Annotated in this window: 21 protein-coding genes, 1 tRNA gene, 2 rRNA genes and 1 pseudogene (1 of these 25 only partly in view); 10 read left to right on the top strand and 15 right to left on the bottom strand. The window is 61.6% G+C overall.

Annotation, left to right across the window (positions count from 1 at the left end):
* Window positions 1-9: 9 nt before the first annotated feature.
* From SINAR_RS0127555 to SINAR_RS0127525, 7 genes are all read right to left on the bottom strand, one after another.
* The gene (locus SINAR_RS0127555) at window positions 10-1,347 is read right to left on the bottom strand and encodes a trimethylamine monooxygenase (protein WP_028002075.1); all 1,338 of its coding nucleotides are present in this window, start codon (window positions 1,345-1,347) and stop codon (window positions 10-12) included.
* A gap of 68 nt (window positions 1,348-1,415) precedes the next feature.
* Window positions 1,416-2,456: a heme-dependent oxidative N-demethylase family protein gene (locus SINAR_RS0127550; RefSeq protein ID WP_028002074.1), complete on the bottom strand. Its 1,041-nt coding sequence runs from the start codon at window positions 2,454-2,456 to the stop codon at window positions 1,416-1,418.
* A gap of 110 nt (window positions 2,457-2,566) precedes the next feature.
* A complete protein-coding gene (locus tag SINAR_RS0127545) occupies window positions 2,567-3,532 on the bottom strand; it encodes a PDR/VanB family oxidoreductase (protein ID WP_028002073.1) in 966 nt (321 codons plus the stop codon).
* On the bottom strand, window positions 3,529-4,134 hold the full coding sequence (locus SINAR_RS0127540; RefSeq protein WP_028002072.1) for a dimethylamine monooxygenase subunit DmmA family protein: 606 nt from the start codon (window positions 4,132-4,134) through the stop codon (window positions 3,529-3,531). The genes SINAR_RS0127545 and SINAR_RS0127540 overlap by 4 nt, the downstream gene beginning before the upstream one ends.
* Before the next feature lie 11 nt (window positions 4,135-4,145).
* A complete protein-coding gene (locus SINAR_RS0127535; RefSeq protein ID WP_028002071.1) occupies window positions 4,146-5,279 on the bottom strand; it encodes an aminomethyl transferase family protein in 1,134 nt (377 codons plus the stop codon).
* 204 nt (window positions 5,280-5,483) lie between these two features.
* Window positions 5,484-6,368 (bottom strand): formyltetrahydrofolate deformylase, encoded by an 885-nt coding sequence (gene purU, locus SINAR_RS0127530; RefSeq protein WP_028002070.1) that lies wholly within the window; start codon window positions 6,366-6,368, stop codon window positions 5,484-5,486.
* Window positions 6,369-6,578: 210 nt separating this feature from the next.
* Window positions 6,579-7,310 carry a helix-turn-helix domain-containing protein gene (locus tag SINAR_RS0127525; RefSeq protein ID WP_028002069.1) on the bottom strand — a complete coding sequence of 244 codons (732 nt, stop codon included), beginning with the start codon at window positions 7,308-7,310 and terminating at the stop codon, window positions 6,579-6,581.
* Window positions 7,311-7,633: 323 nt separating this feature from the next.
* On the opposite strand from SINAR_RS0127525, the gene SINAR_RS0127520 reads away from it, so the two are divergent.
* The 6 genes and pseudogenes from SINAR_RS0127520 to SINAR_RS0127490 all read left to right on the top strand — a co-directional run bounded on the left by SINAR_RS0127520 (window position 7,634) and on the right by SINAR_RS0127490 (window position 11,066).
* Window positions 7,634-7,951: a membrane protein gene (locus SINAR_RS0127520; protein ID WP_028002068.1), complete on the top strand. Its 318-nt coding sequence runs from the start codon at window positions 7,634-7,636 to the stop codon at window positions 7,949-7,951.
* Between the two features lie 8 nt (window positions 7,952-7,959).
* Window positions 7,960-8,343, top strand: a complete 384-nt coding sequence (locus SINAR_RS0127515; RefSeq protein ID WP_028002067.1) for a hypothetical protein — start codon at window positions 7,960-7,962, stop codon at window positions 8,341-8,343.
* Between the two features lie 13 nt (window positions 8,344-8,356).
* Window positions 8,357-8,518, top strand: a complete 162-nt coding sequence (locus SINAR_RS1000000135855; protein ID WP_028002066.1) for a hypothetical protein — start codon at window positions 8,357-8,359, stop codon at window positions 8,516-8,518.
* A 14-nt stretch (window positions 8,519-8,532) separates the two neighbouring features.
* Window positions 8,533-9,930, top strand: a complete 1,398-nt coding sequence (locus SINAR_RS0127505) for an APC family permease (RefSeq protein WP_028002065.1) — start codon at window positions 8,533-8,535, stop codon at window positions 9,928-9,930.
* Between the two features lie 103 nt (window positions 9,931-10,033).
* Window positions 10,034-10,775: pseudogene (locus tag SINAR_RS01000000133945) on the top strand (hypothetical protein); the annotation flags it as partial.
* A gap of 27 nt (window positions 10,776-10,802) precedes the next feature.
* A complete protein-coding gene (locus SINAR_RS0127490) occupies window positions 10,803-11,066 on the top strand; it encodes a hypothetical protein (RefSeq protein ID WP_028002332.1) in 264 nt (87 codons plus the stop codon).
* Window positions 11,067-11,118: 52 nt separating this feature from the next.
* Here the strand turns inward: SINAR_RS0127490 and glnT are convergent, their stop codons facing one another.
* The 5 genes from glnT to SINAR_RS0127465 all read right to left on the bottom strand — a co-directional run bounded on the left by glnT (window position 11,119) and on the right by SINAR_RS0127465 (window position 16,561).
* A complete protein-coding gene (glnT, locus tag SINAR_RS0127485; protein WP_028002064.1) occupies window positions 11,119-12,426 on the bottom strand; it encodes a type III glutamate--ammonia ligase in 1,308 nt (435 codons plus the stop codon).
* Window positions 12,427-12,508: 82 nt separating this feature from the next.
* Window positions 12,509-13,837 carry an FMN-binding glutamate synthase family protein gene (locus SINAR_RS0127480; RefSeq protein ID WP_028002063.1) on the bottom strand — a complete coding sequence of 443 codons (1,329 nt, stop codon included), beginning with the start codon at window positions 13,835-13,837 and terminating at the stop codon, window positions 12,509-12,511.
* A gap of 13 nt (window positions 13,838-13,850) precedes the next feature.
* The gene (locus tag SINAR_RS0127475) at window positions 13,851-14,537 is read right to left on the bottom strand and encodes a GltB/FmdC/FwdC-like GXGXG domain-containing protein (protein WP_028002062.1); all 687 of its coding nucleotides are present in this window, start codon (window positions 14,535-14,537) and stop codon (window positions 13,851-13,853) included.
* Window positions 14,538-14,573: 36 nt separating this feature from the next.
* Window positions 14,574-15,479 (bottom strand): class II glutamine amidotransferase, encoded by a 906-nt coding sequence (locus SINAR_RS0127470; protein ID WP_028002061.1) that lies wholly within the window; start codon window positions 15,477-15,479, stop codon window positions 14,574-14,576.
* Between the two features lie 107 nt (window positions 15,480-15,586).
* Window positions 15,587-16,561: a GlxA family transcriptional regulator gene (locus tag SINAR_RS0127465; RefSeq protein WP_028002060.1), complete on the bottom strand. Its 975-nt coding sequence runs from the start codon at window positions 16,559-16,561 to the stop codon at window positions 15,587-15,589.
* Between the two features lie 93 nt (window positions 16,562-16,654).
* Here SINAR_RS0127465 and SINAR_RS0127460 point away from each other — a divergent pair, with 93 nt between their 5' ends.
* From SINAR_RS0127460 to soxG, 4 genes are read left to right on the top strand one after another with little or no spacing between them, the layout of a single operon-like run.
* Window positions 16,655-17,905, top strand: coding sequence for a sarcosine oxidase subunit beta family protein (locus tag SINAR_RS0127460; RefSeq protein WP_028002059.1), 1,251 nt, complete (start codon window positions 16,655-16,657; stop codon window positions 17,903-17,905).
* Window positions 17,906-17,929: 24 nt separating this feature from the next.
* Window positions 17,930-18,208 (top strand): sarcosine oxidase subunit delta family protein, encoded by a 279-nt coding sequence (locus SINAR_RS1000000135850; RefSeq protein WP_084617701.1) that lies wholly within the window; start codon window positions 17,930-17,932, stop codon window positions 18,206-18,208.
* Window positions 18,205-21,168, top strand: a complete 2,964-nt coding sequence (locus SINAR_RS0127455) for a sarcosine oxidase subunit alpha family protein (protein WP_028002058.1) — start codon at window positions 18,205-18,207, stop codon at window positions 21,166-21,168. Before SINAR_RS1000000135850 ends, SINAR_RS0127455 begins: the two co-directional genes overlap by 4 nt.
* Window positions 21,161-21,694, top strand: coding sequence for a sarcosine oxidase subunit gamma family protein (soxG, locus tag SINAR_RS0127450; protein WP_028002057.1), 534 nt, complete (start codon window positions 21,161-21,163; stop codon window positions 21,692-21,694). The genes SINAR_RS0127455 and soxG overlap by 8 nt, the downstream gene beginning before the upstream one ends.
* 264 nt (window positions 21,695-21,958) lie before the next feature.
* On the opposite strand, the gene SINAR_RS0127445 is transcribed toward soxG, so the two are convergent.
* The 3 genes from SINAR_RS0127445 to SINAR_RS0127435 all read right to left on the bottom strand — a co-directional run.
* Window positions 21,959-22,035 (bottom strand) — tRNA-Met (locus tag SINAR_RS0127445).
* A 160-nt stretch (window positions 22,036-22,195) separates the two neighbouring features.
* Window positions 22,196-22,310, bottom strand: a 5S ribosomal RNA gene (rrf, locus tag SINAR_RS0127440).
* A 226-nt stretch (window positions 22,311-22,536) separates the two neighbouring features.
* Window positions 22,537-23,683: ribosomal RNA gene (locus tag SINAR_RS0127435) — 23S ribosomal RNA — on the bottom strand; it runs 1,747 nt beyond the window's last position.

The following is a 23,683-nucleotide window of genomic DNA, read 5'->3' as shown; positions in this document are numbered from 1 at the left end:
CGAAGATCGTCACGCGCGCAGATATTCCTCCAGAGAATCGTCAAGCGCTTCCACCCAGGGCGTGTGATGCTTGGGCGACATATTGCCTGTCATCAGCGACCGATAGGCATTGTCGCGAAAACCCATGATGTTTTCCGCCTTGTGGTGCTCCCATTTCATGAAGGTGCGGTTGACCCCTTCGATATCGAAGCTCGGATAATCGGTTTCGGCGAGCAGTTCCTTCACATAGTCGCCCTGATACCAGATCATCTCCTCGGCATGTTCGAGCGTTTCCTCGCGGGCGCGCCATATGTCGAAATTCGCCTTCAATTCCTCTTCCGGCGGCAGCTCGATGCGGCCCATCATGACGTCGCGCGCCCACCAGGCCTGCACGTCGAACATGTTGAAAGTGTAGAACTGATCCTGCATGCCGATGTAGAAGAGCTGCGGATTCCTGTCGAACACCACGCCCTTGTAGAGATGGTCGGCCCAAAGGCGGTTGGCGGTCTTGAGCCTGAGTTCATCCGGCAGGAACGGAAAATGGTGCTGATAGCCGGTGCACAGGATCAGCGCGTCCACTTCCCTGGTCGAGCCGTCCGCGAAATGAGCCGTCTTGTTTTCGAGCTTCGTCAGCAGCGGTCGTTCCTCGAAGTTTTCCGGCCAGTTGAAGCCCATCGGCTTTGAGCGGTAGCTCGTCGTTACCGATTTCGCCCCATACTTCCAGCATTGCGAACCGATATCCTCAGCCGAGTAGCTACGGCCGACAATGAGAACGTCCTTACCCTTGAATTCCAGCGCATCGCGGAAATCGTGGGCATGCAGAACGCGGCCGTTGAAGGTTTTCACGCCTTCAAAGTAAGGAACGTGCGGTGTCGAGAAGTGACCGCTCGCAACGACCACATAGTCGAATTTCTCGTCATACATGCGGTCTTCGAGGCGGTTATGGGCGGTAACCGTGAATTTCTTCGTCTCTTCGTCGAAGTGCACCATCCGCACCGGGGTATTGAAACGCACCCAGTCGCGCACATTCGCCTTCTCGACACGGCCCTTGATATAATCCCACAGCACCGCGCGCGGCGGGTAGGAGGCGATCGGCTTGCCGAAGTGCTCCTCGAAGGTGTAGTCCGCAAATTCCAGGCATTCCTTCGGGCCGTTCGACCAGAGATAGCGATACATGCTGCCGTGCACCGGCTCTCCATATTCGTCCAGCCCGGTGCGCCAGGTATAATTCCACAGTCCTCCCCAGTCGGACTGCTTTTCATAGCAGACGATTTCCGGAATCTCGGCACCCTTCTGGGCGGCCGACTGGAAGGCCCGCAACTGGGCAAGGCCCGATGGACCGGCACCGATGACGGCAACTCTTGTCATGACGCATTCCCCTTTTGCTTTTATGGAAGTTGCAATTGCATGCAGTCGTCTTGGCGCTGGAAAGGGCGTCAATCCGGGAATGTGCCGGGACTGGTCGGCGCGCCGTCGTCGAATTTCGAAAGCCAGTCGATAGTGGTCTGGCGATAGCGCGTCAGACCCTTGTAATCGATGAGCTCCGGCGGCAGCGTGCTGAGCACGCGCGGAAAGCGGCGCGCCCATTTCGGGACCGTCACGAGCTCACTCATATTCATCAGATAGCAGCGGATGACGAAGAGAATGGCGTTCGAGCGCGGCAGGCGCCACAGGCTCTGCACCTCGACGCGCAGATGCACCTTCTCGCCGACGTTTTCCGGCGTGACCGTCGCTCGGTCCGGACCCCATTTAGGGTAGTTTTCCGGGCTCGTATCGAGGCGCGGATTGATCGTCATCGTCCAGTTGAAGCGGCGGGTAGGCTTGCCCTGCTGCAGATTCAGGAGGAATTTCAATGCGCGGTCGAAGACGCCCATCTGATGAGCGAGCGGCACCGGTCCGTGCCATTCCATGAAATTCATGCCGATGTCGAAGTCGAGCGACCAGTCGGCCTGGGTCGTGACCATGCCGGCATCCATCCAGAGATTGCCGTCGCGCTGGTCGACGATGCAGAAGTCCCCCTGCGCCTGGCGGGTGATGTATTCGAGCGGTTCATAGGGCAGCGTCGAGCGATCGCCGAAGGTGAAGGTGTCGTCGATGCCGAGCGGCCGGTTGATCCAGCGCCATTGATCGCCGTTCCTGGTGAGCGTGAAATGTTCGGGAAAACCGGCGGCCTGCTCCTCCATCAGAAGTTCCAGCGTATCCCATTGGGCTGTCATCATATGTGGCAACGCCTGGTAGCGCAGCGGGTCCTCTTTCAGAACCAGAGCCCGATCGTGCATCTCGGCGACGTAGTGCTCATCGACGTCGATCAGGCTTTCGAAGGCGGTGCCCTTCTGCCCCTTCACATGCGGTTCCATATTGACCGCGTACATGTACTCGTCGCGGTCGAAGGGAAACGGAAAGCGCCGGATGTTTTCCGGACTGTTGCGATAGCTGAAATCGTCCCGGAACGTTTCCTGCTTGAAGGCGATTGCCATGCCCGTTCTCCTCCTGATCGGCCCGACGGATCGTTTCGTCGAACAATCCGAATCTTTGAAACCACGCATTTCTGGGCGGAGAACCGTTGGACGGTTTTCCTGGAACGGCTCTAGAGGTCGAGATGCAAAGCCTTTCCCTCGAATCGGGAGACGCAGAGCATCACCTTCCGGCCGGAAGCCTTTTCTTCCTCGGTCAGATAGACGTCGTTGTGCAGCAGCTTGCCGTCGCAGAGGGCGACCATCGTTTCGCACTGCCCGCAGGCACCGCCGCGACAGAGAAAGGGCGCGTCGATGCCGGCCGCCTCGATCGCCTCCAGCATGCTCTCGTGATGACCGACATGGACGGTCTTGCCGGAGCGCGTCAGCGCGATTGAAAATGGCTTGCCGGGCTGGGCGGACAGAAAGCGCTCGGAATGCAGGTTCTGCTCCGGCCAGCCAGCCTCCAGCCCGGTCTTGAGTACGCCGTCGATCATGCCCGCGGGACCGCAGACATAGAGATGCGTGCCGAGCGGCTGGCTGTCGAGCAAGCGGGCGACCGGAATGCGATTGTCTTCGGCATCGCAATAGATCTTCACCCGATGCGGTCCATAACGGGCGACGAGGTCCTCGCAGTAAGCGCCGCGGTCGCGCGTTCGAATGGCATAATGCATTTCGAAACAGGCGCCCTCGCGGGAAAACTGCTCCATCATGGCGATGAAGGGCGTAATCCCGATGCCGCCGGCAATCAGCAGATGCTTTCGGCCGCGCCAATCCGGCTGAAACAGGTTGACGGGATGGGAAACCCTCATTTCGTCGCCTTCGCGCACCTTCTCGTGCATGAAGGACGAGCCGCCGCGGGAATCCTCGACATGCAGCACGCTGATCTCGTAGGCCGAGCAATCATATGGCGCCGACATCAGCGAATAGGCATTGCGCCGGACGTGACCATTGTCGTTCATCGAAACGATGACGTGGGCGCCACCGGAGAAATGGGGCATCGGCCGGCCGTCGAGGCGCTCGAAACGGAAGCGTTTGATGCGATGAGCGACCGGCGTCACCCTGGTCACTCGGACGGGAATTTCAGTACCACCGCTCACAGGAACAACTCCTCCGGATCGGGCGCGCTGCCGGGTTCTTCCGCATCGATATTGACGCCCTGAAAGGCTCCGAGACGCCGCGAGTAATGGTCGCGTACGAGAAGCGGCAGGCCGCAATGGCCGCAGGGGAAGGGGCTGTGGGTGACGTCCTCGGTTATGCCTTTGCAGTGGACACATTGTACGCGGCGGGCCAGCGAGCCGCGGTGTTCGGCGATGATCGAGGCATGGTCCATGCCGTGATCGAGCGCCACCATCATCGCCTGGCCGATGAAGCCCTCCGTGCCGGCGATATAAAGCCGAGTCCCCATATGGGCGGTCGTCAGCGTCCCCCTGAGGCGGAACAGCAGCGTCGCGATCGTCGGGGCCACGAAGAACATATCTGCGCCAAGCGCGCGCAGCGTCTCGTCGTTTCCCCTGCCCTGCGAGCCGCGCGCGACATAGAGGATCTCGCTGCGGGATAGCGCCGTGTCGTCGAGTGCCGACTTCCGGGCGAGGAGGGCTTGAGCGCCCTCCCCTTCCAGTGCGAAGATGTGCCGCCGGGCGCGCGGCTGGATGGAAAGGCCCGTATAGACCGGACGGCTCTTAATGCCTTCGACAAGCATGGCCGCCTCCCCTAGCCCACGGCCGTCCTCTTCTTCTTCTCCGGATCGTCGAAGGTCAGCGTGTGGGCGATCGCTCTGGCGTTGAGGTTCTTGCCGTGCACCTCAAGCTTCGCGCCCTGGACGGCTTTGTCGACGTCCAGACGGGCAATCGCCATGGACTTCTTCGTCAGCGTCGAATAGCTCGGGCAGGTGATTACACCGACCTTCTTGCCCTCGGCATAGACTTCGTCGCCAAGATCGGCCGGACCCTCGGCATCGATCAGCATGCCGAAGATCTTGAAGCGTTCCTTGCCTTTCAGGCGCGCATGCTCCTCGGCACCGCGGAAGCCGGTCTTGCCGGGGCTGACGGTGAAATCGAGGCCGAGTTCCCAAAGGCTGTCGCCGGGGGGCTGATCGGCGAAGGGATACATCTGCGAATTGTCGTAAGGATAAAAGAGCAGGTAGCTTTCGACCCGCAGCATGTCGAGCACGCTGAAACAGCAGGGGATGATGCCCATCTCCTTGCCTTCCGCGACGATGCGATCCCAGACCATCACCGCATCCTGCCCGCGCACGAAGATTTCATAACCACGCTCTCCGGTATAGCCGGTGCGTGAGATCATGACGGGAGCGCCGAAGAGCGTCGTCTGCATGTGGTGGAAATATTTAAGGTCGCGGATGCCTGGCACATATTTGGCAAGATAGTCGACCGCAAGCGGGCCCTGCAGCGAAAGATCATGCAGGTCGTCGTCGAACAGGACTGCGCAATTGCGGCCCGCAGCCTGCTTCACGATCTCCTCGTAGCCGGAGCCGGAACCGTGGACCAGCATCCAGGAATTCGGGCCGGTGCGATACACGATGCAGTCGTCGGTGAAATGGCCGCGATCGTTCAGCATGCAGGCATAGACCGAGCGACCGGGATAGATCTTCGTCATGTCGCGGGTGGTGATGTAGTCGAGCACGGCGATGGCATGCGGACCGACCAGATGCACCTTCTTCAGGCCCGAAACATCCATGATCCCGGCCTTCGTGCGGATCGCGACATGCTCTTCCGACATGTCCTTCTCGTAGGTCCAGGCGGTTCCCATGCCGCTCCAGTCCTCCAGTTTCGATCCGAGAGCGCGATGCCGGTCCGCCAGGGCGGAAAAACGCCAGGATAAAGCCATTTCGTTCCCTCATTTTTCCCATACGGAATATTTATTTCCTGACTATATTCAGAATTCCGCAGGGAAGCAAGCCGGCCATTTATTTTTGTGGCCCCGCTGCGGCAGCGATTCGCATGATTTCGTGCGGTTGCCGTATGGGCGCGATGGGCGGCAATGGCGGCGTCGGGGAACGGACGCTCTCCGGTCGGACGAGCTGAATCGTTCTCAGCCCATCCGTTCCGAGGCGTAGGAACCCGGGCTCGGCGGGAAGACGACGACGCGGTTGCCGTTGATGAAGCAGCGGTGGTGGATATGGGCGTGCACGGCCCGGGCCAGCACCTGGCTTTCGACGTCGCGGCCGATCGAGACGTAATCCTCGGCCGACTGCGCATGCGTGATGCGGGCGATATCCTGCTCGATGATCGGACCCTCGTCGAGATCGGCGGTGACGTAATGCGCCGTCGCGCCGATCAGCTTCACGCCGCGCTGATAGGCCTGCTTGTAGGGATTCGCCCCCTTGAACGACGGCAGGAAGGAGTGGTGAATGTTGATGATCTTCCCCGACATCTTCTTGCAGAGCGCATCCGAGAGCACCTGCATGTAGCGGGCAAGCACGATCAGCTCGGCGCCGGTCTGCTCGACGACGTCCAGGAGCTGCGCTTCGGCCTTGGGCTTGTTCTCCTTCGTCACCTTGATGCAGTGGAAGGGGATGTCGTGGTTGACCACGACCTTCTGATAGTCGAAGTGGTTGGAGACGACGCCGACGATGTCGATCGGCAGCGCCCCGATCTTCCAGCGGTAGAGAAGATCGTTCAGGCAATGGCCGAAGCGCGACACCATCAGCAGCACCTTCATGCGCTCGGACTGTTCGTGGAGAGCCGTCTCCATCTCGAACTTCGAGGCAATCGGCTTCAACCCCTCCTTGAGCGCCGCAAGACCGACCCGCTCCTCCGAGATGAAGCTGGTGCGCATGAAGAAACTGCCGGTATCGAGATCGTCGAATTGCGAGCTGTCCGCGATATTGCAGCCCTGCTCGGCCAGATATCCCGATATCGCCGCAACCACGCCGCGCGTTGACTTGCAGGACACGGTCAGAACGAAATTCTGCATGTTCATTTCTCCCCTCGCCATTGGAAGCGCGCATGGGTGTCGATCCCATCCCCGTTGTCGGCGCGGAAAATTGCTACCAGAGCAGATCGACGAAATCAATCCGCAGGAAAAAATCTTTCTTCGTAGGCAAATTTTCACTTTCGGAGCGTCGCGGAAAGTCGAGCCTGGGTGAGAAGAGATGAGGCAGGAGCGATGCTCTGCAGTGCGCCTTCAGTCCTCTCCGCGGCCGCGCGGATAGGAGATGATCGACAGGTACCGGATCGGCAGGGTGCTCAGTTCTTCCGGCCCGTGCGGCGCGTCGGCGTCGAAGAACAGACTGTCCCCCGGAGTCATGCGGTAAAGATTGTTGCCATGCCGGTAAACCACCTCGCCTTCCAGCATGTAGAGGAACTCCAGACCATCGTGCTGAAACGTCGGAAAGACGTCCGAGTCTTCGGTCAGCGTGATGAGATAGGGTTCGACGACGACGCCGGAAGTGTTCGATCCGATATGGCCGAGGAGGTTGTATTGGTGGCCGGCGCGGGTGCCGCGCCGCTCGACGTCGACGCCTTCCCCCGCTTTGACGAACACGGCGCTGTGCTCCTCCTCGAAGCGGCGGAAGAAGGCGGTGATCGGTACGCCGAGCGCCCGGGACAGCGTCTGCAAAGTCGTGAGCGACGGCGATGTGTTGCCGTTCTCGATCTTCGACAGCATGCCGACCGAAATGTCGGTCGCGGAGGCGACGTCGGCTACTGTGATGCCGAGCTTCTTGCGGAAGGCACGCACCTCATGGCCGATCGCGACCTCCAGCACCTTTTCACGCGTGTCGCGGATGGCATGCGGATCCTGGGTCAGCGGCGTGACACGTGCCAACTCCGCCGCCGTCCTGCGCGCGCCGGCGCCTGCGGCCGCCTTGCCGTTCTTCTTCGAGTTCCGGTGCTTTTCCGCGTTTTCCCTGCCCATGCCAATCTCGCTTTGTTTTTACCGATAGTAAATATTTCTGCGTCTTCCACAACGCTATACCCGCGTGGCGACGAAGTATTCTGCCCTGAGTAGAAGATCAACTCCCGTCGCAGCCTATGCCTGCTCCAGCGATTTGTTGCGCATGAACAGGTGTGACCGCGACCACGGTGGGATGCGGGATAGGCGGGGACAGCGTCACTTGACAGTGGTTTCGCTTTGCCTGACATTCCTGTTAGGCAAATAATTTTTCTAAGCAGAAAATAAGGATCCCTGGACGGAAATTACAAGGAACGGAAAGTTTACCTGGAGGAGGAGGTGAGCGAATGGAAGCGACACTCAGCAAGCTCGGCGAGGATGCGAGCTTCAGCCAGCGTATCGATGCTATGCACAGGCGTGACCGCGTCTGCCTTACGGCCTTCGTCGTGGCCCTTTGGTGCACTCTGATTTTCGCGCTGTTTACCGTTTGGCCCTACATCGCAACGCCGGCCATTGCCGTCATACTGACGGTCGCCTGCGGCTTGGTGCTGCTCTTCAATACGGCCGCCATAGTGGCCATGCTGCGCCATTACGAAGAAGACAAGCACTTCATCTACAGCCTCGATCTCAAGCATCTCGATGAGATGCGCCCGCAAAGCCGCTAGGAGGTATCATGCCATACGAACCTCCGAAACAGAGCTTTGCAGGCCAGATCTTCGACGTGATGACGTTGCTCGTGCTGACCATCGGAGCCCTCTATATACCGCTCTATCTTGGCCTTGCGGGCGCCGCCAAGGTGCCCGATCCGATCCCCGATCCGACTTGGGAAAAGCTCGGCCAGAACGCCACCGAGCAGCAGCAGTGGGCAGCGCTCGGCATCACCGATCCGGCCGCCGCCAACGACATCATCACGGCGCGCTTCGACTACAGCTTCAGTTGGGCGTCGCTCATCGTCATGGCCGTGCTCGTCATCGGCTACTTCGTGATGGTGGTCCGGCTTTCCGACAAGGAATACCGCGAAGTCATCGAAGAACGCTTCGGCACGAAACGACGCTAGGGAGGCGGCGGCCATGTGGGACATACTCGAATACGCGGCCTGGGCGCTTTCGGCGCTGTTCGGCGTGCTGATGATCGCCGACCTCGTTCGGATCGACGCCACTTACGACAACGAACTGCTGATCTCCTCTCGCGAAGGCGAGATCGAGGCGACGGCAGAGCGCCACGAGATCTGAGGGGAGGACGGCAAATGGACGATACTACATCCGCCGCAGCCGAGCCGGACCGGCTGCGCCTGCTGAGGGTGCTCGGGCCCGCGCATGTCTGGGCACTCGGCGTCGGCATCGTGCTCGTCGGCGAATATATGGGCTGGAATTTCTCGGTGGGCAAAGGCGGCATGATCGCCGGCCTGATGGCTTGCTGGGTGGCCGGCCTGCTCTATACCTGCGTCGCCATGATCGACTCGGAAGTGACTTCGACGGTCGCGGCGGCCGGCGGTCAGTACGCTCAGGCCAAGCATATCGTCGGTCCGCTGATGGCCTTCAATGTCGGCCTCTTCCTTGTGATGGCCTATACCATGCTCGAGGCCGCCAACGCCATCACCGTCGGCTTCCTGCTCGACACCGTGGCCGGAATGCAGGGCCAGACCGGGCTCAACCAGCAACCCTTCATCGTTCTCGCGATCATGTTCCTGGCGTGGCTCAACTATCGCGGCGTGCTCGCGACCCTGACCTTCAACCTGGTGATCACCGCCATCGCATTCCTTGCGATCGTGGCGTTGTTCGTATCGGTACAGTTCGGCGCCTCGGCGGTGCCGCTCGATTTTTCGGCCATCACCTCCGATCCGCTCCCCTATGGCTGGGTGGGCATCGTGGCATCGCTGCATTTCGGGCTCTGGTACTATCTCGGCATCGAGGGTACCTGCCAGGCGGCCGAGGAGGTGCGCTCTCCTGCCCGCTCGCTTCCCTACGGCACGATGGCCGGCATCATGACGCTGCTGATCGCGGCCACCATGACCTGGTATATCTGCTCCGGCCTGATGCCGTGGGAATATCTTGGCCAGGCCGGCACGCCTTTGTTCGACGCCGCCCGCGTCACCGGCAGCACCGGGCTGATGGTCCTGCTCTTCGTCGGCACGGCATTCGCCACCCTCGCCTCCGCCAACGGCTGCATCAACGACGCGTCGCGCGCCTGGTTCTCGATGAGCCGTGACCGTTATCTGCCAAGCTGGTTCGGTGCCGTCCATCCGGTCTACCGCACGCCCTATCGCGCGATCGTATTCCTGGTCCCGATCGCGCTCATCTTCGCGCTCGGCGCCCCGCTCGACCAGGTCGTGACCTTCTCGATTCTGTCGGGTCTGCTCGGCTACACCTTCATGACCTTCAACATGGTGATGTTCCGAAACAAGTGGCCGCTCGGCAAGATCAAGCGCGGCTACGTGCACCCGTTTCATCCTTTACCGACGGTCGTGCTGCTCATTCTGTGCTCGACAGCCTATTTCGCCGTGTTCCTGGGCTACGGCACGCAGCTCAGCGCGATGATATGCTTCTACATCGTGGCTTCGCTGTGGTTTCACTTCCGGCGCTACCGGTTCGTACGCCGCGGCGATCAGTTCACGATGCCGTGGCCGAAGCCACACGGCTATTGATCGGTCGGAGCGCGCTGCCCGTTTCGGATCGCGCGCTCCGGCTGCTTCTGAAACTGTCCGGAGCGCTTCCCGCGCAGGCCGGCGACCAAGGCAGGCCGATCCTGTGATCACCACAATTGCCTTCTCTGCCTTCGCAATAGCTTCCGGCGTATGGATGGGCGTTCGCGCCGTCCGCGACCACCGGGCGGCTATTGCCGAGCGCCGCGGCCTTCTGGACGACGCGGCGCGGCAACTTCCGGGCGCCCGCATCACCTACGGCGCAGATCATTTCCCGATCCTCGCCGGCAGGCTGGACGATGGGCGGCAGATAAGGGTCGAACTCGTCCCCGACACGCTGGTCTGCCGACGCTTGCCGCAACTGTGGCTGAAGCTCACCCTGCTCGAAACGAACCCCTGTGCCCGGCCCAAGATCGGTGCGCTGGCGCGGCCGACCGGCGCCGAATTCTACTCGCTCGTGCACGAGATGCCGTATCTGCTCATCCCGCCGCCCAGCGAGACCGCCCTCCTGATGCGCGGCGACGGCAACGCTTCGCGCCGGCAGGTCGAGCGCGCCGCTGCCATGTTCGTCAAGCTGTTTGCCGATCCCACGCTCAAGGAGGCCGCGATTACTCCACGCGGCGTGCGGCTGGTCCGCCAGGCGGCCCAAGGGCAACGCGGCGCCCATCTGCTGTTGCGGCAGGCGCAGTTTTCAATCACCGCCATTGCGCCCGAGGTGATACGCCGGACGATCGCCGAAGCAGAGGCCCTGAGCGGTTCGCTGGCGGACGATGAGCGCGCCTATTCGCTGCTGCCGTCGGCGAGTGCATGTCCAGGACATATTCAGCGGTCTTCGGACCGGGAGCGCCTGGTTTCAAAGTGCTGAGGAGGTCGCCATGGCCAAACCGATCAATCCCTATCTGGTGCTGATGCTGGCCACGGTGTTGCCTGGGGCCGGCCATGTCGCACTGCGCGATGCGGCTCGGGGCCTGGTCTTTGCCTTTTTCGTCGTATTCTTTTCGGTGATCACCTACATGACGGCGCCACCGGACCGTTCCTTGGTCGGGCGGCATGCAGGCGGCATTTTCGTCTGGGCCCTGTCGATCCCCGACGCCTACCGCCGTGCGCGCATCCGTACGGTCATGGCCCGGAAGGGCTGACATCGACTTGCAGATGACGGCCAGTGCGTGGCCGAGGCAGGCGGCAGGCGGTCTACACGTCAAGCGTGGTTTGGTGCTCCCAGTCGGTGAATTGCGCGCAATAGGTGTTCCACTCGCCTTGCTTGAGTTTCAGATAGGCGGCGGAGAACTCCCGTCCCAGAGCCTCCTGCAGTTCCTCGTCCTTTTTGTATTCCCGCAGGGCATCGAGCAGGTTGAGCGGAAGCTTCGGCGCGTCGGTCACCTGGTGACCATCCCTGTACATATCTATGTCGTAGTGAGGACCGGGGTCGGCCTTGGAGCGAACGCCGGAAAGGCCGGCCGCAATGATGATCGCCTGCAGGAGATAGGGATTGACGGCGCCGTCGGGCAGGCGCAGCTCGAAGCGGCCGGGGCCGGGAACGCGTACCATGTGGGTGCGGTTGTTGCCGGTCCAGGTCACCGAATTCGGCGCCCAGGTCGCACCGGAAACCGTGCGCGGCGCGTTGATGCGCTTGTAGGAGTTGACCGTCGGGTTGGTGACCGCGGCGAGAGCGCTCGCATGTTTCATGATACCGCCGAGAAAGTGGCGCCCCTCAGTCGAAAGCCCGAACTCGGCCCTTTTGTCGGCAAAGGCATTCACCTCGCCTTCCAGATCCCAGACCGAGATATGGCAATGGCAGCCGTTGCCCGTCAGACCCTTGAATGGCTTCGGCATGAAGGTCGCGCGCAGACCGTGCTTCTCGGCGACGGATTTCACCATGAACTTGAAGAACGAATGTTTGTCGGCCGTACGGAGCGCGTCGTCATATTCCCAGTTCATCTCGAACTGGCCGTTCGCGTCCTCATGGTCGTTCTGGTAGGGTTTCCAGCCGAGTTCGAGCATGTAGTCGCAGATCTCGGCGATCACGTCGTACCGGCGCATGATCGCCTGCTGGTCATAGCAAGGCTTGTCTCCCGTATCGAACGTGTCGGAAATCTTCGAGCCATCGGGATCGATCAGAAAGAATTCCGGCTCGACGCCGGTCTTGACGCGAAGTCCTTCCTGGGCCGCTTCGGCGATCAGTTTCTTCAGCACCACGCGCGGCGCCTGTTCGACCGGCCTGTCGTCCATGAAGCAGTCGGCGGCGACCCAGGCAACATCTTTTTTCCAGGGGAGCTGAACGACTGCGGAGGCGTCCGGCAGAGCGAAGAGATCGGGATGAGCAGGCGTGAGGTCGAACCAGGTGGCAAAGCCTGCAAATCCCGCGCCGCCCTTCTGCATCTCGGCGATCGCTTCGGCGGGAACCAGTTTGGCGCGCTGCGCACCGAAGAGATCGGTGTAGCTGATCATGAAATATCTGACGCCCTTCTCGCGGGCGAAGGTGGAGAGATCCAGTGTCACTTTGTTCCCCTTTTGGATTTCCGACACTCAATTTCAAAAAAATGGGCCGCACCCTCTCAAGTGCGGCCCGACATCCTTTCATTCAAAAGGCGCCTTTGCCCGGGTACCAATTCGTACCCGCAAGCGGCACCTGCGCCATGGCTGCAGCCTCCATCGTCAGCGCGCAAAGATCCTCCGGCTCGAGATTGTGCAGATGGTTTTTGCCACAGGCACGGGCGATGGTCTGGGCTTCGAGCGTCATCACTTTCAGATAGTTGGCGAGTCGCCGCCCGGCGGCGATCGGATCGAGGCGCTTCATCAGTTCGGGGTCCTGCGTCGTGATGCCGGCGGGGTCCTTGCCCTCGTGCCAGTCGTCATAGGCGCCGGCCGTCGTGCCGAGCTTCTGGTATTCTTCCTCCCAGCGCGGGTCATTGTCACCGATGGCGACCAGCGCCGCGGTACCAATCGCCACCGCATCGGCTCCAAGCGCCAGGGCCTTGGCGACATCCGCACCGGAGCGAATACCCCCGGACACGACGAGCTGAACCTTGCGGTGCATGCCGAGCTCCTGCAGCGCCTGCACGGCAGGCCGAATGCAGGCAAGCGTCGGCATGCCGACATTCTCGATGAAGACGTCCTGCGTCGCCGCCGTCCCGCCCTGCATGCCGTCGAGCACGACGACATCCGCACCGGCTTTCACCGCGAGCGCCGTGTCGTAATAGGGCCGGGCGCCCCCAACCTTGACGTAGATCGGCTTTTCCCAGTCGGTGATCTCGCGCAATTCGAGAATCTTGATCTCGAGATCGTCCGGCCCGGTCCAATCGGGATGCCGGCAGGCCGAGCGCTGGTCGATGCCCTTCGGAAGGTTGCGCATGTTGGCGACCCTGTCGGAGATCTTCTGACCGAGCAGCATGCCGCCACCACCGGGCTTCGCCCCCTGTCCGACCACGACCTCGATCGCATCCGCCCGGCGAAGGTCTTTCGGGTTCATGCCGTAACGCGACGGCAGGTACTGATAGACAAGCGTTTGAGAATGACCGCGCTCCTCATCTGTCATACCGCCGTCGCCGGTGGTGGTCGACGTTCCGGAAGCCGTCGCACCGCGGCCGAGCGCTTCCTTGGCGGGGCCGGAGAGCGCTCCGAAGCTCATGCCGGCGATGGTAATCGGAATCTTAAGATGGATCGGCTTCTTCGCGAAGCGCGTGCCCAGTACGACAGAGGTGTCGCATTTCTCACGATAGCCTTCGAGCGGATAGCGCGAGATCGATGCGCCGAGAAAGAGCAGATCGTCGAAGTGCGGGACCTTGCGCTTGGTGCCCGCGCCTCTGATATCATAAATGCCGGTCGCGGCCGCACGGCGGATTTCCGCAAGCGTATAATCGTCAAAGGTCGCGGACTTGCGCGGCGGGGTATAGGGGTTGTGATAGCTCATACTGTTCCCTGCCTTAATACGCGTCCGCGTTGTCGATGTTGAAATTGTAGAGCTTGCGTGCCGATCCGTAGCGCTTGAACTCTTCCGGCCGGACACCCTTGGCATCAGCCTTTTCCAGGAGCTCGGCCAGCTTTTGCAGGTGCTCCGGACGCATCTCCTTCTCGATGCAATCGGCGCCGAGGCTCTTCACGGCGCCCCGGACGAAGAGCTTGGCTTCGTAAAGACTGTCACCCAAGGCATCGCCCGCATCGCCGAGCACAACGAGGTGGCCGGACTGGCCCATAAAAGCCGACATGTGGCCGATGTTTCCGTGAACGACAATATCGATGCCTTTCATCGAGATGCCGCAGCGTGACGCCGCGTTGCCCTTGATCACGAGCAGGCCGCCGCGTCCGGTCGCGCCCGCGTACTGGCTGGCATCGCCCTCGATGACGACCTTGCCGGACATCATGTTTTCCGCGACACCCGGGCCGGCCGAGCCATGAACAGTGACCGTTCCGCCGTCATTCATGCCGGCGCAATAGTAGCCGACTGAACCGTTGACATCGACCATGACGGGCCCGTCTATCCCCACGGCGACCGCATGGCTGCCGCGAGGATTGGCGACTTCGTAGGACAGGTCGTTCGAGCCCTTCTGAATATTATGCAGGGCGCTGTTGAATTCACGCAGCGGCGTGGTGGCGAGATCAATAACAGGCATACTTGAATAATCCTTGGAAAGGGGCGGGAAAACCCGTCAGGCGGCCTTCTGATGATCCCAGAAGTAAACGGTCGCGGGCTCCGGCTCCCAGATGCGCGCGCTCTCGATATCCGGCAGGTTGACGAGCGCCCGGTATTCGGAACCGAATGCGACATATCGGTCCGTCTCGGCCATGACCGCCGGCTTGCAGGCAATCGGGTCGCGCACGACGCCGAACCCCGATTTGGTCCCGACGACGAAGGTAAAGAAACCATCGAGGTCGTCGAGCGCACCGGTCAGGGCCTGCCCGAGATCCTTGCCCTTTGCCATTTCAGCTGTCAGGTAGGCCGCAGCGACTTCCGTATCGTTCTGCGTCTCGAAGGCGATGCCTTCACGGATCAGTTCCCGGCGCAGATTGTTGTGGTTCGACAAGGATCCGTTGTGCACAAGGCACTGATCCGACCCGGTGGAGAATGGGTGCGCGCCAAGCGTCGTCACAGCCGATTCCGTGGCCATGCGGGTATGGCCGATGCCGTGCGAGCCGCTCATCGAGCGTATGTCGAAGCGCGCGACCACATCCTTGGGCAGGCCGACCTCCTTGTAGATCTCGACGCTGTCGCCGGCACCCATGATGCGCACATCCGGGCGAATGGCGGCGAGAACGGAACGAACATCCGCGAGCCTGGCCGCCGCAACCGCGACGACCGCATGGGTGCTCTTGACCGCGACGCGTGCCGGCAGGCCTGCTTCTGCGAGGTCCCTTTCAAGGTCTGCGAAGTCGATATCGGGCTTTGCCGACTGGATCGTCACCTTCGCCTTCCCCTCTGTGGCCGAGCCATAGATGGCCAGGCCGGCCGAGTCCGGGCCGCGGTCCGTCATGGTGATCAACATGTCCGAAAGAAGCTGGCCAAGCTGCGGCTCAAGCCTGCTGTCTTTCAGAAACAAACCAACAATGCCGCACATTCGCGTAGTCCCTCCATTCGTGCATGGGACGATGCTAGCACGCAGTCGCGGGACCATCAACTGTGGAGAATATTTTTTTCTTACTAGGCAATTTCAGACGCTTCCGCTCACGAGCCGCTGCGGCGGCGCAGGCTTCCCGGTGTCTCCGAAAACAGGCGTTTGAACGCATTCGAAAAATGTGCGGGGCTCGAAAAGCCGGTGGCGTAGGCGATCTCCGGGATGGAGAGCGGGCTCTGCTGCAGGAGCCGGCGGGCGTGCCGCAGCCGGATCTCCCGGTAGGTGTCGAGAAAGCCGACACCGCGATGCTCCCTGAAGAGCCGGTCGAGGTGCCGCGGGCTTACCCCGGCCAGGCGCGCCATGGCGGTCCGGTCGAGTGGCCGTTCGATTGCCGTTTCCATCTTCTCGAGAACCGAAAGCAGGGCGGGATGATTGGTGCCGAACCGCTCTGCGGCCGAGCCGCGCTGCGGTGCCGCCGGCTCGGCGACGGCCGTGTGCAGATACCAGTCGCTGACCCGGCGAGCAAAATCGGTCCCCAGGCGTTCGGCGATCATCGCATGCATCATGTCGAGCGGCGCCACCCCGCCGCCGCAGGTGGCAATTCCGCCATCGAGCACGAAGCGCGCATGTCTCGGGTTGAGATGGGAGAATGCTTCCTTCAGCGCAGGCGCGTGTTCCCAATGAATGGTGAAGTCGCGGTTGTCGAGCAGGCCCGCAGCGGCGAGCACGAAGGCTCCGCTCGATATGCCGCCGATGCGAATACCGAGGCGCGACAGCCGCCGGAGCGTCATGTGCGACGCAGAGGTATCCGCCCAGTCGGCGGGCTCTCCGCCCGCGCAAACGAAAACGCTATGGCACGCTTCTCCTTCGCTCTCCAGATCCGCACAGGCAACCGACAGGCCGGACGATGAAGTAACGGCCCCTCCTCCCTGTGCAAGCGGCACGATCTCGTAAAGCGGTCGACCGGCGAGGAGATTGGCCGCCCGCAGCGGCTCCGTTGCCGATGCGTAGCTCATCAGCGCAAAATTCCGCACCAGCAAAAAGCCGATCCTCTGAACGTTCCTGCTGTCGGAAGATGCCACCATGACCGATTGTTACACGCAAATGTCCTATGCTTGCAATTCTCTGGAGGTTTCGGATGTTAACTTGCCCCCCGGATCACTTATGGGGCGGCATCCATGCGCTACTCTGCACTTTCCATCCTCCTGAACGGCCTGCGCGGCAACCGGAGCTGGACGCCGGCATGGCGCCAACCCGACCCGAAGCCCTATTACGACGTGATCATCGTCGGCGGCGGCGGCCATGGCCTCGCGACGGCCTACTATCTGGCAAAGGAATTCGGCATCACCAACGTCGCGGTGCTGGAAAAGAACTATATCGGCTCGGGCAATGTCGGCCGCAACACGACCATCATCCGCTCGAACTACCTGCTCCCCGGCAACAATCCGTTCTACGAGCTCTCCATGAAGCTCTGGGAGGGGCTGGAGCAGGATTTCAACTTCAATGCCATGGTCTCGCAACGCGGCGTTCTCAACCTCTACCATTCCGATGCCCAGCGCGATGCCTACACGCGGCGCGGCAATGCGATGCGGCTGCACGGAGTGGACGCAGAACTCCTCGATCGCGCGGCCGTGCGCAAGATGCTGCCCTTCCTCGATTTCGACAATGCCCGTTTCCCAATCCAGGGCGGACTCTTGCAGCGCCGCGGCGGCACCGTGCGTCACGATGCCGTCGCGTGGGGCTATGCCCGCGGCGCCGACAGCCGCGGGGTCGACATCATCCAGAACTGCGAAGTGACCGGGATCAGGCGGGAAAGCGGGCGGGTCATCGGCGTCGAGACGGGCCGCGGCTTCATCGGCTGCGGGAAGCTGGCGCTGGCGGCGGCCGGCAATTCCTCGCAAGTCGCCGAAATGGCCGGATTGCGCCTGCCGATCGAGAGCCACGTGCTTCAGGCATTCGTGTCGGAAGGCCTGAAGCCGTTCATCGACGGCGTGGTGACGTTCGGAGCCGGGCACTTCTACGTTTCGCAATCGGACAAGGGCGGCCTGGTCTTCGGTGGCGATCTCGACGGCTACAATTCCTATGCCCAGCGCGGCAACCTCGCGACCGTCGAACACGTGGCGGAAGCCGGCAAGGCGATGATCCCGGCATTGTCGCGGGTGCGCGTTCTGCGTTCGTGGGGCGGCATCATGGATATGAGCATGGACGGCTCGCCGATCATCGACCGGACGGCGATAGACAATCTCTATCTGAATGCCGGCTGGTGCTATGGAGGTTTCAAGGCCACCCCTGCCTCAGGATTCTGCTTCGCACATCTCCTCGCCCGGGACGCGCCGCAAAAGACCGCCGCAGCTTTTCGTCTCGACCGTTTCGAGCGCGGCTTCCTCCTCGACGAAAAAGGGCAAGGCGCTCAGCCTAACCTCCACTGATCTCGCGGACCAAGGACATTCGAAATGGCAAGTCTCGTGCCCTGCCCGAATTGCGGGCGAAGACCCAAGGAAGAATTCACGATCAGGGGCGCAGCTCTGTCGCGTCCGGCGGCTGACGCGGATGCCGCCGATTGGTTCGATTACGTCTACCTGCGTGACAATCCGCGCGGCACCTGTGAGGAGTACTGGCACCACACGTCCGGGTGCCGCCGCTGGCTCGTCGTTGCCCGGGACACCGTGACGCATGAGATTGCAGCATGCCGAGATGCGGCCGGCAGCTCTCGATCGGAGGCGCGCAAATGAGCTCCTACCGATTGCCGAAACGCGGTCTAGTCGACCGCAATGCCCCGCTCTCCTTTACCTTCGACGGTCGCTGCATGCAGGGCCTGCAAGGTGACACGCTCGCCTCGGCATTGCTCGCCAATGGGCGGATGCTCGTCGGCCGCAGCTTCAAATATCACCGGCCCCGCGGGATCTTGACGGCAGGCGCCGCCGAACCGAACGCGCTGGTCACCGTGGGCCGCGGCGGCCGCACCGAGCCGAACACACGCGCCACGATGCAGGAGCTCTATGAAGGTCTCGAGGCGCAGAGCCAGAACCACTGGCCCTCGCTCGATTTCGATATCGCTGCGCTGAACGGCATCCTGTCGCCCTTTCTCGGCGCCGGTTTCTACTACAAGACTTTCATGTGGCCGGCGCCGCTCTGGGAGAAACTCTACGAGCCGTTCATCCGCAAGGCCGCGGGTCTTGGCAGGGCGAGCTATGAAGCGGACCCCGATGCCTATGAGAAGTGCTGGGCCCATTGCGACCTGCTCGTCATCGGCGCCGGTCCGACGGGGCTTGCCGCGGCGCTCACCGCCGGTCGCGCCGGTGCGCGAGTCATTCTCGTCGACGAGGGCTCGCTGCCTGGCGGATCGCTCCTGTTCGATACGGCAAGGATCGACGACAGGGCGGCGGCTGATTTCGCCCGCGACACAAGCGACGAACTCCGGTCGATGCCGAATGTTCAGGTCATGATGCGGACCACGGCGTTCGGCTGGTACGACGGCAACGTCTTCGGCGCCGTCGAGCGCGTGCAGAAGCATGTGCGGGAGCCCGCGAGCCATCTGCCGGTCGAGCGGCTGTGGCGGATCGTCGCCGGGAAAGCCCTGCTTGCGACCGGCGCGGAAGAGCGCCCGCTCGTCTTCGGCGGCAACGATCGTCCGGGCGTGATGATGGCAGGTGCGATGCGCGCCTATCTCAATCGTTACGGCGTGGCTCCGGGCAGGGCGACCGCCATCTTCACCAACAACGACACCGGTTATGCGCTCGCGCATGACCTCGAAGCCGCGGGGGTCGACGTCGTCGCCATCGTCGACAGCCGCCCTGCTTCCGGCGTGGACTATCGTGGCAGAGCGCGTCTGATCCGGGAAGCGGCGGTTTGCGGTACCAAGGGCGGCAAGGCGATCTCGGCGATCCAAGTCCATCACGGCGGCCGGACGGAAACGATCGCGGTCGATGCGCTCGCCATGACGGGCGGCTTCGACCCGGTGATCCATCTTGCCTGCCATCGGGGTGCCAAGCCCGTCTGGTCTGCGGAAAAGGCGGCATTTCTCGCGCCCGGGAGCTTGAAAGGGCTCGAGGCTGCCGGCGGTGCAGCAGCGACGGCGGGCCTCGCTGCCTGCCTCGGCGAAGGCGCCGCCCGGGCCGAAGCCATCGTCAAGGAGCTCGGTCTGCCCTGCCCTCCGGTCGCCCTTGTGAAGGTCGAGGGCGACGAAGGGATGCATTCCCCTGCCCCGCTTTGGTCGATCCCCGGGATCAAGGGCAAGGCCTTCGTGGATTTCCAGAACGACGTGCATCTCAGCGATATCGGCCTGGCGGTCCGCGAAGGCTACAGTCATGTCGAGCTTGCCAAGCGCTACACCACCACCGGCATGGCCACCGACCAGGGCAAGCTTTCCAACGTCAATGCGATCGGGCTCATTGCCAAGGCACGCGGCGTCTCGCCCGCCGAGGTCGGGACGACGACCTTTCGTCCGTTCTACACACCGGTATCCTTCGGTGCGCTAACCGGCCCACACGCGGCCCGTCATTTCCAGCCGGTCCGCCAGTCGCCGCTCCATGGTTGGGCAAAGAAGCATGGTGCCGTCTTCGTTGAGACGGGTCTCTGGTATCGTTCCTCCTGGTTTCCGCGGAACGGTGAACGGACCTGGCGGGAGAGCGTCGAACGGGAGGTTCTGAACGTGCGGAAAAATGCCGGGCTCTGCGACGTCTCGATGCTCGGCAAGATCGAGATAACAGGAAGCGACGCCGCCGAGTTCCTGAATCGCGTATACTGCAACGCCTTCCTGAAGCTGCCGGTCGGAAAGGCGCGTTACGGGCTTATGCTGCGCGAGGACGGTTTCATCTACGACGACGGCACGACCAGTCGCCTTCAGGAGAACCGTTTTTTCATGACGACGACCACCGCTTATGCAGCCGGCGTCATGAGCCACCTCGAATTCTGTGCTCAGGTACTGTGGCCGGAACTGGACGTGCGTCTCGCCTCCATTACCGACCAGTGGGCGCAGATGGCGATTGCCGGTCCGAAAGCGCGCATGATTCTGCAGAAGATCGTCGATGAGGATATATCCGACGCGGCGTTCCCGTTTCTCGCGGCAAGGGAGGTTTCCCTGTTCGCAGGCGCCCTGCATGGCTGCCTTTTTCGGATTTCCTTCTCCGGCGAGCTCGCCTACGAACTTGCGGTTCCGGCAGGCTACGGCGAAAGCGCCGCCGATGCGCTCCTGGAGGCGGGGAAGGATCACGGCATCATGCCCTACGGCGTCGAGGCGCTCAGCGTTCTGCGCATCGAGAAGGGCCATGTCACGCACAACGAGATCAACGGTACCGTCGTGCCGGCCGATCTGGGCTTCGGGAAAATGGTTTCGGCCGGCAAACCGGATTTTGTCGGCAGGACCATGCTTCAGCGTGAGGGGTTGGCTGCGTCCGACCGGCCGCAGCTGGTGGGCGTCGTTCCTCTCGATCCGAAGCAGTCGTTCCGCAGCGGCTCGCACATTCTCGCCAAGGGGGCCGCGGCAACGCTTGAAAACGACGACGGCTATGTCACTTCGAGCGCCTATTCCCCGCATATCGGGTCGACCGTTGCCCTGGCGCTCGTCAGGAACGGACGCAGCCGCCACGGCGAAGAGGTGTTGGTCTGGAACGGGCTTCACCGAGAAACCACGCCTGCGCGTCTCTGCAACCCGGTTTTCTTCGACCCTCAGAACGAGAGGCTCCATGTCTGAATTCCGTCCAACCCTTCGCCCGGCGCTTGCCAGCAGGCAGGCGGTCGTTGCCGCCGATTTCAGGCTCTCACCCCTGCCGGAGGGCACGATCGTCCATGTTCTCGCCCGGCCGGGACAAGAGGGGGTCGTGTCCTTCCTCGGCAGCCTCGCCGGCGCCGCCCCGCACGCTTTGCGCCCGGTTTCGCCCGACCAGTGGTTCATCATTCGCGACGATCCCACGCCGCATCAGGACATGAAGAGCCTCTTTGCCGCTCTCGAACCGCGCGCCACCGGCGTTGACCAGAGCCACGGACGCGTGCGCATTCGGATCGAGGGAAAGATGGCGCAGCGCGCGCTCTCCAAGGGCACGGCACTCGACCTGGACCCGTCCGCTTTCCCGATCGGACAATCCGCGGCGACGCTGATCGGCCATATCGCAGTCCACATTACCCGCGTCGGTCCCGATGCCTTCGAGATCATCGTGCTGCGCAGCTTTGCCGAAAGCCTCTGGGATGATCTCGCCCGAATGGGTCTGGAGTTCAGCTGAATCGTCACTCCCGCCTGAGAGCGAACATGGCGCGTACGACTGGCGGAACCGTCATCGATAGCGGCGGAACCGACCGTGCTCCACACCGTGGACCGTTTCGATGTTTCATTTGAATTGCTGAAGTGCGCCAATCTCTATTTTGCGGCAAGCCGGACGGAAACCACCAGATAGGGGAGAATGAAGCGGGGCTGGTCGAGGACGCGCTCTGGCGTCGATGTCCCCAGAACGCCGAAAGGCCCGCTGATGCGGGCCTTTGATTGTTTTTGGTTGCGGGGGCAGGATTTGAACCTGCGGCCTTCAGGTTATGAGCCTGACGAGCTACCGGGCTGCTCCACCCCGCGTTATCCGAGTTTTGCGAAGCAAAATCTCGCGAGTTTTGCAAAATCTCGATCCGAGTTTTGCAAGATCTCGTCGTCCGGTCCGAGTTTTGCGAAGCAAAATCTTGTTTGTATCGGCCAGGCCTTGTTTATGAGAGAAGATGTATTTTCTTGCGTTTTGCAGACCTGGCAGCGACCTACTCTCCCGCGTCTTAAGACGAAGTACCATCGGCGCTGGGGCGTTTCACGGCCGTGTTCGGAATGGGAACGGGTGCAGCCACCCCGCCAGAACCACCAGGTCGGCAAAGCGCAAGCGTTGCTCCTTGCGGAGCAAACTGTCATCGAGAAGCTGGTGAAGTTTTCACTTCTTTTGTTTCGAACACGTCTTTAACGGTGCTTCGGGCACTTGTCGGAGCTTTTGCTCCGCAAGGCCAAAGGCCGTCCGCAGCGAAGCGATCTTCCGATCGCGACAGCGTGAGGACAAAGAATTTCGATGCTCATCATCGATGAGCATGAGCAATGGGAACGATCAAGCCGATCGAACGATTAGTACCGGTAAGCTTCATGCGTTGCCGCACTTCCACACCCGGCCTATCAACGTGGTCGTCTTCCACGGTTCTCAAGGGAATACTCGTTTTCAGGTGGGTTTCCCGCTTAGATGCCTTCAGCGGTTATCCCTTCCATATATAGCTACCCTGCTATGCCCTTGGCAGGACAACAGGTCCACCAGAGATATGTCCATCCCGGTCCTCTCGTACTAGGGACAGATCCTGTCAATATTCCTACACCCACGGCAGATAGGGACCGAACTGTCTCACGACGTTCTGAACCCAGCTCACGTACCGCTTTAATTGGCGAACAGCCAAACCCTTGGGACCTGCTCCAGCCCCAGGATGCGATGAGCCGACATCGAGGTGCCAAACAACCCCGTCGATATGGACTCTTGGGGGTCATCAGCCTGTTATCCCCGGCGTACCTTTTATCCGTTGAGCGATGGCCCTTCCACGCGGGACCACCGGATCACTATGACCGACTTTCGTCTCTGCTCGACTTGTCAGTCTCGCAGTCAGGCGGGCTTATGCCATTGCACTCGACGAGCGATTTCCGACCGCTCTGAGCCCACCATCGCGCGCCTCCGTTACTCTTTCGGAGGCGACCGCCCCAGTCAAACTACCCACCATACACTGTCCCGGATCCGGATGACGGACCGCGGTTAGACATCCATGACGATAAGGGTGGTATTTCAAGGATGGCTCCACGAGAACTGGCGTCCCCGCTTCAAAGCCTACCACCTATCCTACACATGCCGACACGAATGCCAGTGTAAAGCTATAGTAAAGGTGCACGGGGTCTTTCCGTCTGACCGCAGGAACCCCGCATCTTCACGGGGAATTCAATTTCACTGAGTCTATGTTGGAGACAGCGGGGAAGTCGTTACGCCATTCGTGCAGGTCGGAACTTACCCGACAAGGAATTTCGCTACCTTAGGACCGTTATAGTTACGGCCGCCGTTTACTGGGGCTTCGATTCAGAGCTTGCACCCCTCCTCTTAACCTTCCAGCACCGGGCAGGCGTCAGACCCTATACGTCGTCTTGCGACTTCGCAGAGCCCTGTGTTTTTGATAAACAGTCGCTACCCCCTGGTCTGTGCCACCCCACAATGGTTGCCCAT

This window comes from Sinorhizobium arboris LMG 14919 (assembly GCF_000427465.1).
Lineage (GTDB): Bacteria > Pseudomonadota > Alphaproteobacteria > Rhizobiales > Rhizobiaceae > Sinorhizobium > Sinorhizobium arboris.
The sequence above is the reverse complement of the archived record's forward strand: the minus strand, read 5'-3'. Positions and strand labels throughout refer to the sequence as shown.

What these genes read in the sequence shown, in the direction of transcription:
- SINAR_RS0127475 (WP_028002062.1), bottom strand. Translation starts at nt 14,537, where the DNA reads ATGCCTGTTATTGATCTCGCCACCACGCCGCTGCGTGAATTCAACAGC.
- SINAR_RS0127525 (WP_028002069.1), bottom strand. Translation starts at nt 7,310, where the DNA reads ATGGGCAGGGAAAACGCGGAAAAGCACCGGAACTCGAAGAAGAACGGC.
- SINAR_RS0127555 (WP_028002075.1), bottom strand. Translation starts at nt 1,347, where the DNA reads ATGACAAGAGTTGCCGTCATCGGTGCCGGTCCATCGGGCCTTGCCCAG.
- SINAR_RS0127455 (WP_028002058.1), top strand. Translation starts at nt 18,205, where the DNA reads ATGAGCTCCTACCGATTGCCGAAACGCGGTCTAGTCGACCGCAATGCC.
- SINAR_RS1000000135855 (WP_028002066.1), top strand. Translation starts at nt 8,357, where the DNA reads ATGTGGGACATACTCGAATACGCGGCCTGGGCGCTTTCGGCGCTGTTC.
- SINAR_RS0127520 (WP_028002068.1), top strand. Translation starts at nt 7,634, where the DNA reads ATGGAAGCGACACTCAGCAAGCTCGGCGAGGATGCGAGCTTCAGCCAG.
- SINAR_RS0127540 (WP_028002072.1), bottom strand. Translation starts at nt 4,134, where the DNA reads ATGCTTGTCGAAGGCATTAAGAGCCGTCCGGTCTATACGGGCCTTTCC.
- SINAR_RS0127480 (WP_028002063.1), bottom strand. Translation starts at nt 13,837, where the DNA reads ATGAGCTATCACAACCCCTATACCCCGCCGCGCAAGTCCGCGACCTTT.
- SINAR_RS0127550 (WP_028002074.1), bottom strand. Translation starts at nt 2,456, where the DNA reads ATGGCAATCGCCTTCAAGCAGGAAACGTTCCGGGACGATTTCAGCTAT.
- SINAR_RS0127460 (WP_028002059.1), top strand. Translation starts at nt 16,655, where the DNA reads ATGCGCTACTCTGCACTTTCCATCCTCCTGAACGGCCTGCGCGGCAAC.
- SINAR_RS0127505 (WP_028002065.1), top strand. Translation starts at nt 8,533, where the DNA reads ATGGACGATACTACATCCGCCGCAGCCGAGCCGGACCGGCTGCGCCTG.
- SINAR_RS0127490 (WP_028002332.1), top strand. Translation starts at nt 10,803, where the DNA reads ATGGCCAAACCGATCAATCCCTATCTGGTGCTGATGCTGGCCACGGTG.
- soxG (WP_028002057.1), top strand. Translation starts at nt 21,161, where the DNA reads ATGTCTGAATTCCGTCCAACCCTTCGCCCGGCGCTTGCCAGCAGGCAG.
- SINAR_RS0127515 (WP_028002067.1), top strand. Translation starts at nt 7,960, where the DNA reads ATGCCATACGAACCTCCGAAACAGAGCTTTGCAGGCCAGATCTTCGAC.
- SINAR_RS0127470 (WP_028002061.1), bottom strand. Translation starts at nt 15,479, where the DNA reads ATGTGCGGCATTGTTGGTTTGTTTCTGAAAGACAGCAGGCTTGAGCCG.
- purU (WP_028002070.1), bottom strand. Translation starts at nt 6,368, where the DNA reads ATGCAGAATTTCGTTCTGACCGTGTCCTGCAAGTCAACGCGCGGCGTG.
- SINAR_RS1000000135850 (WP_084617701.1), top strand. Translation starts at nt 17,930, where the DNA reads ATGGCAAGTCTCGTGCCCTGCCCGAATTGCGGGCGAAGACCCAAGGAA.
- SINAR_RS0127535 (WP_028002071.1), bottom strand. Translation starts at nt 5,279, where the DNA reads ATGGCTTTATCCTGGCGTTTTTCCGCCCTGGCGGACCGGCATCGCGCT.
- SINAR_RS0127465 (WP_028002060.1), bottom strand. Translation starts at nt 16,561, where the DNA reads ATGGTGGCATCTTCCGACAGCAGGAACGTTCAGAGGATCGGCTTTTTG.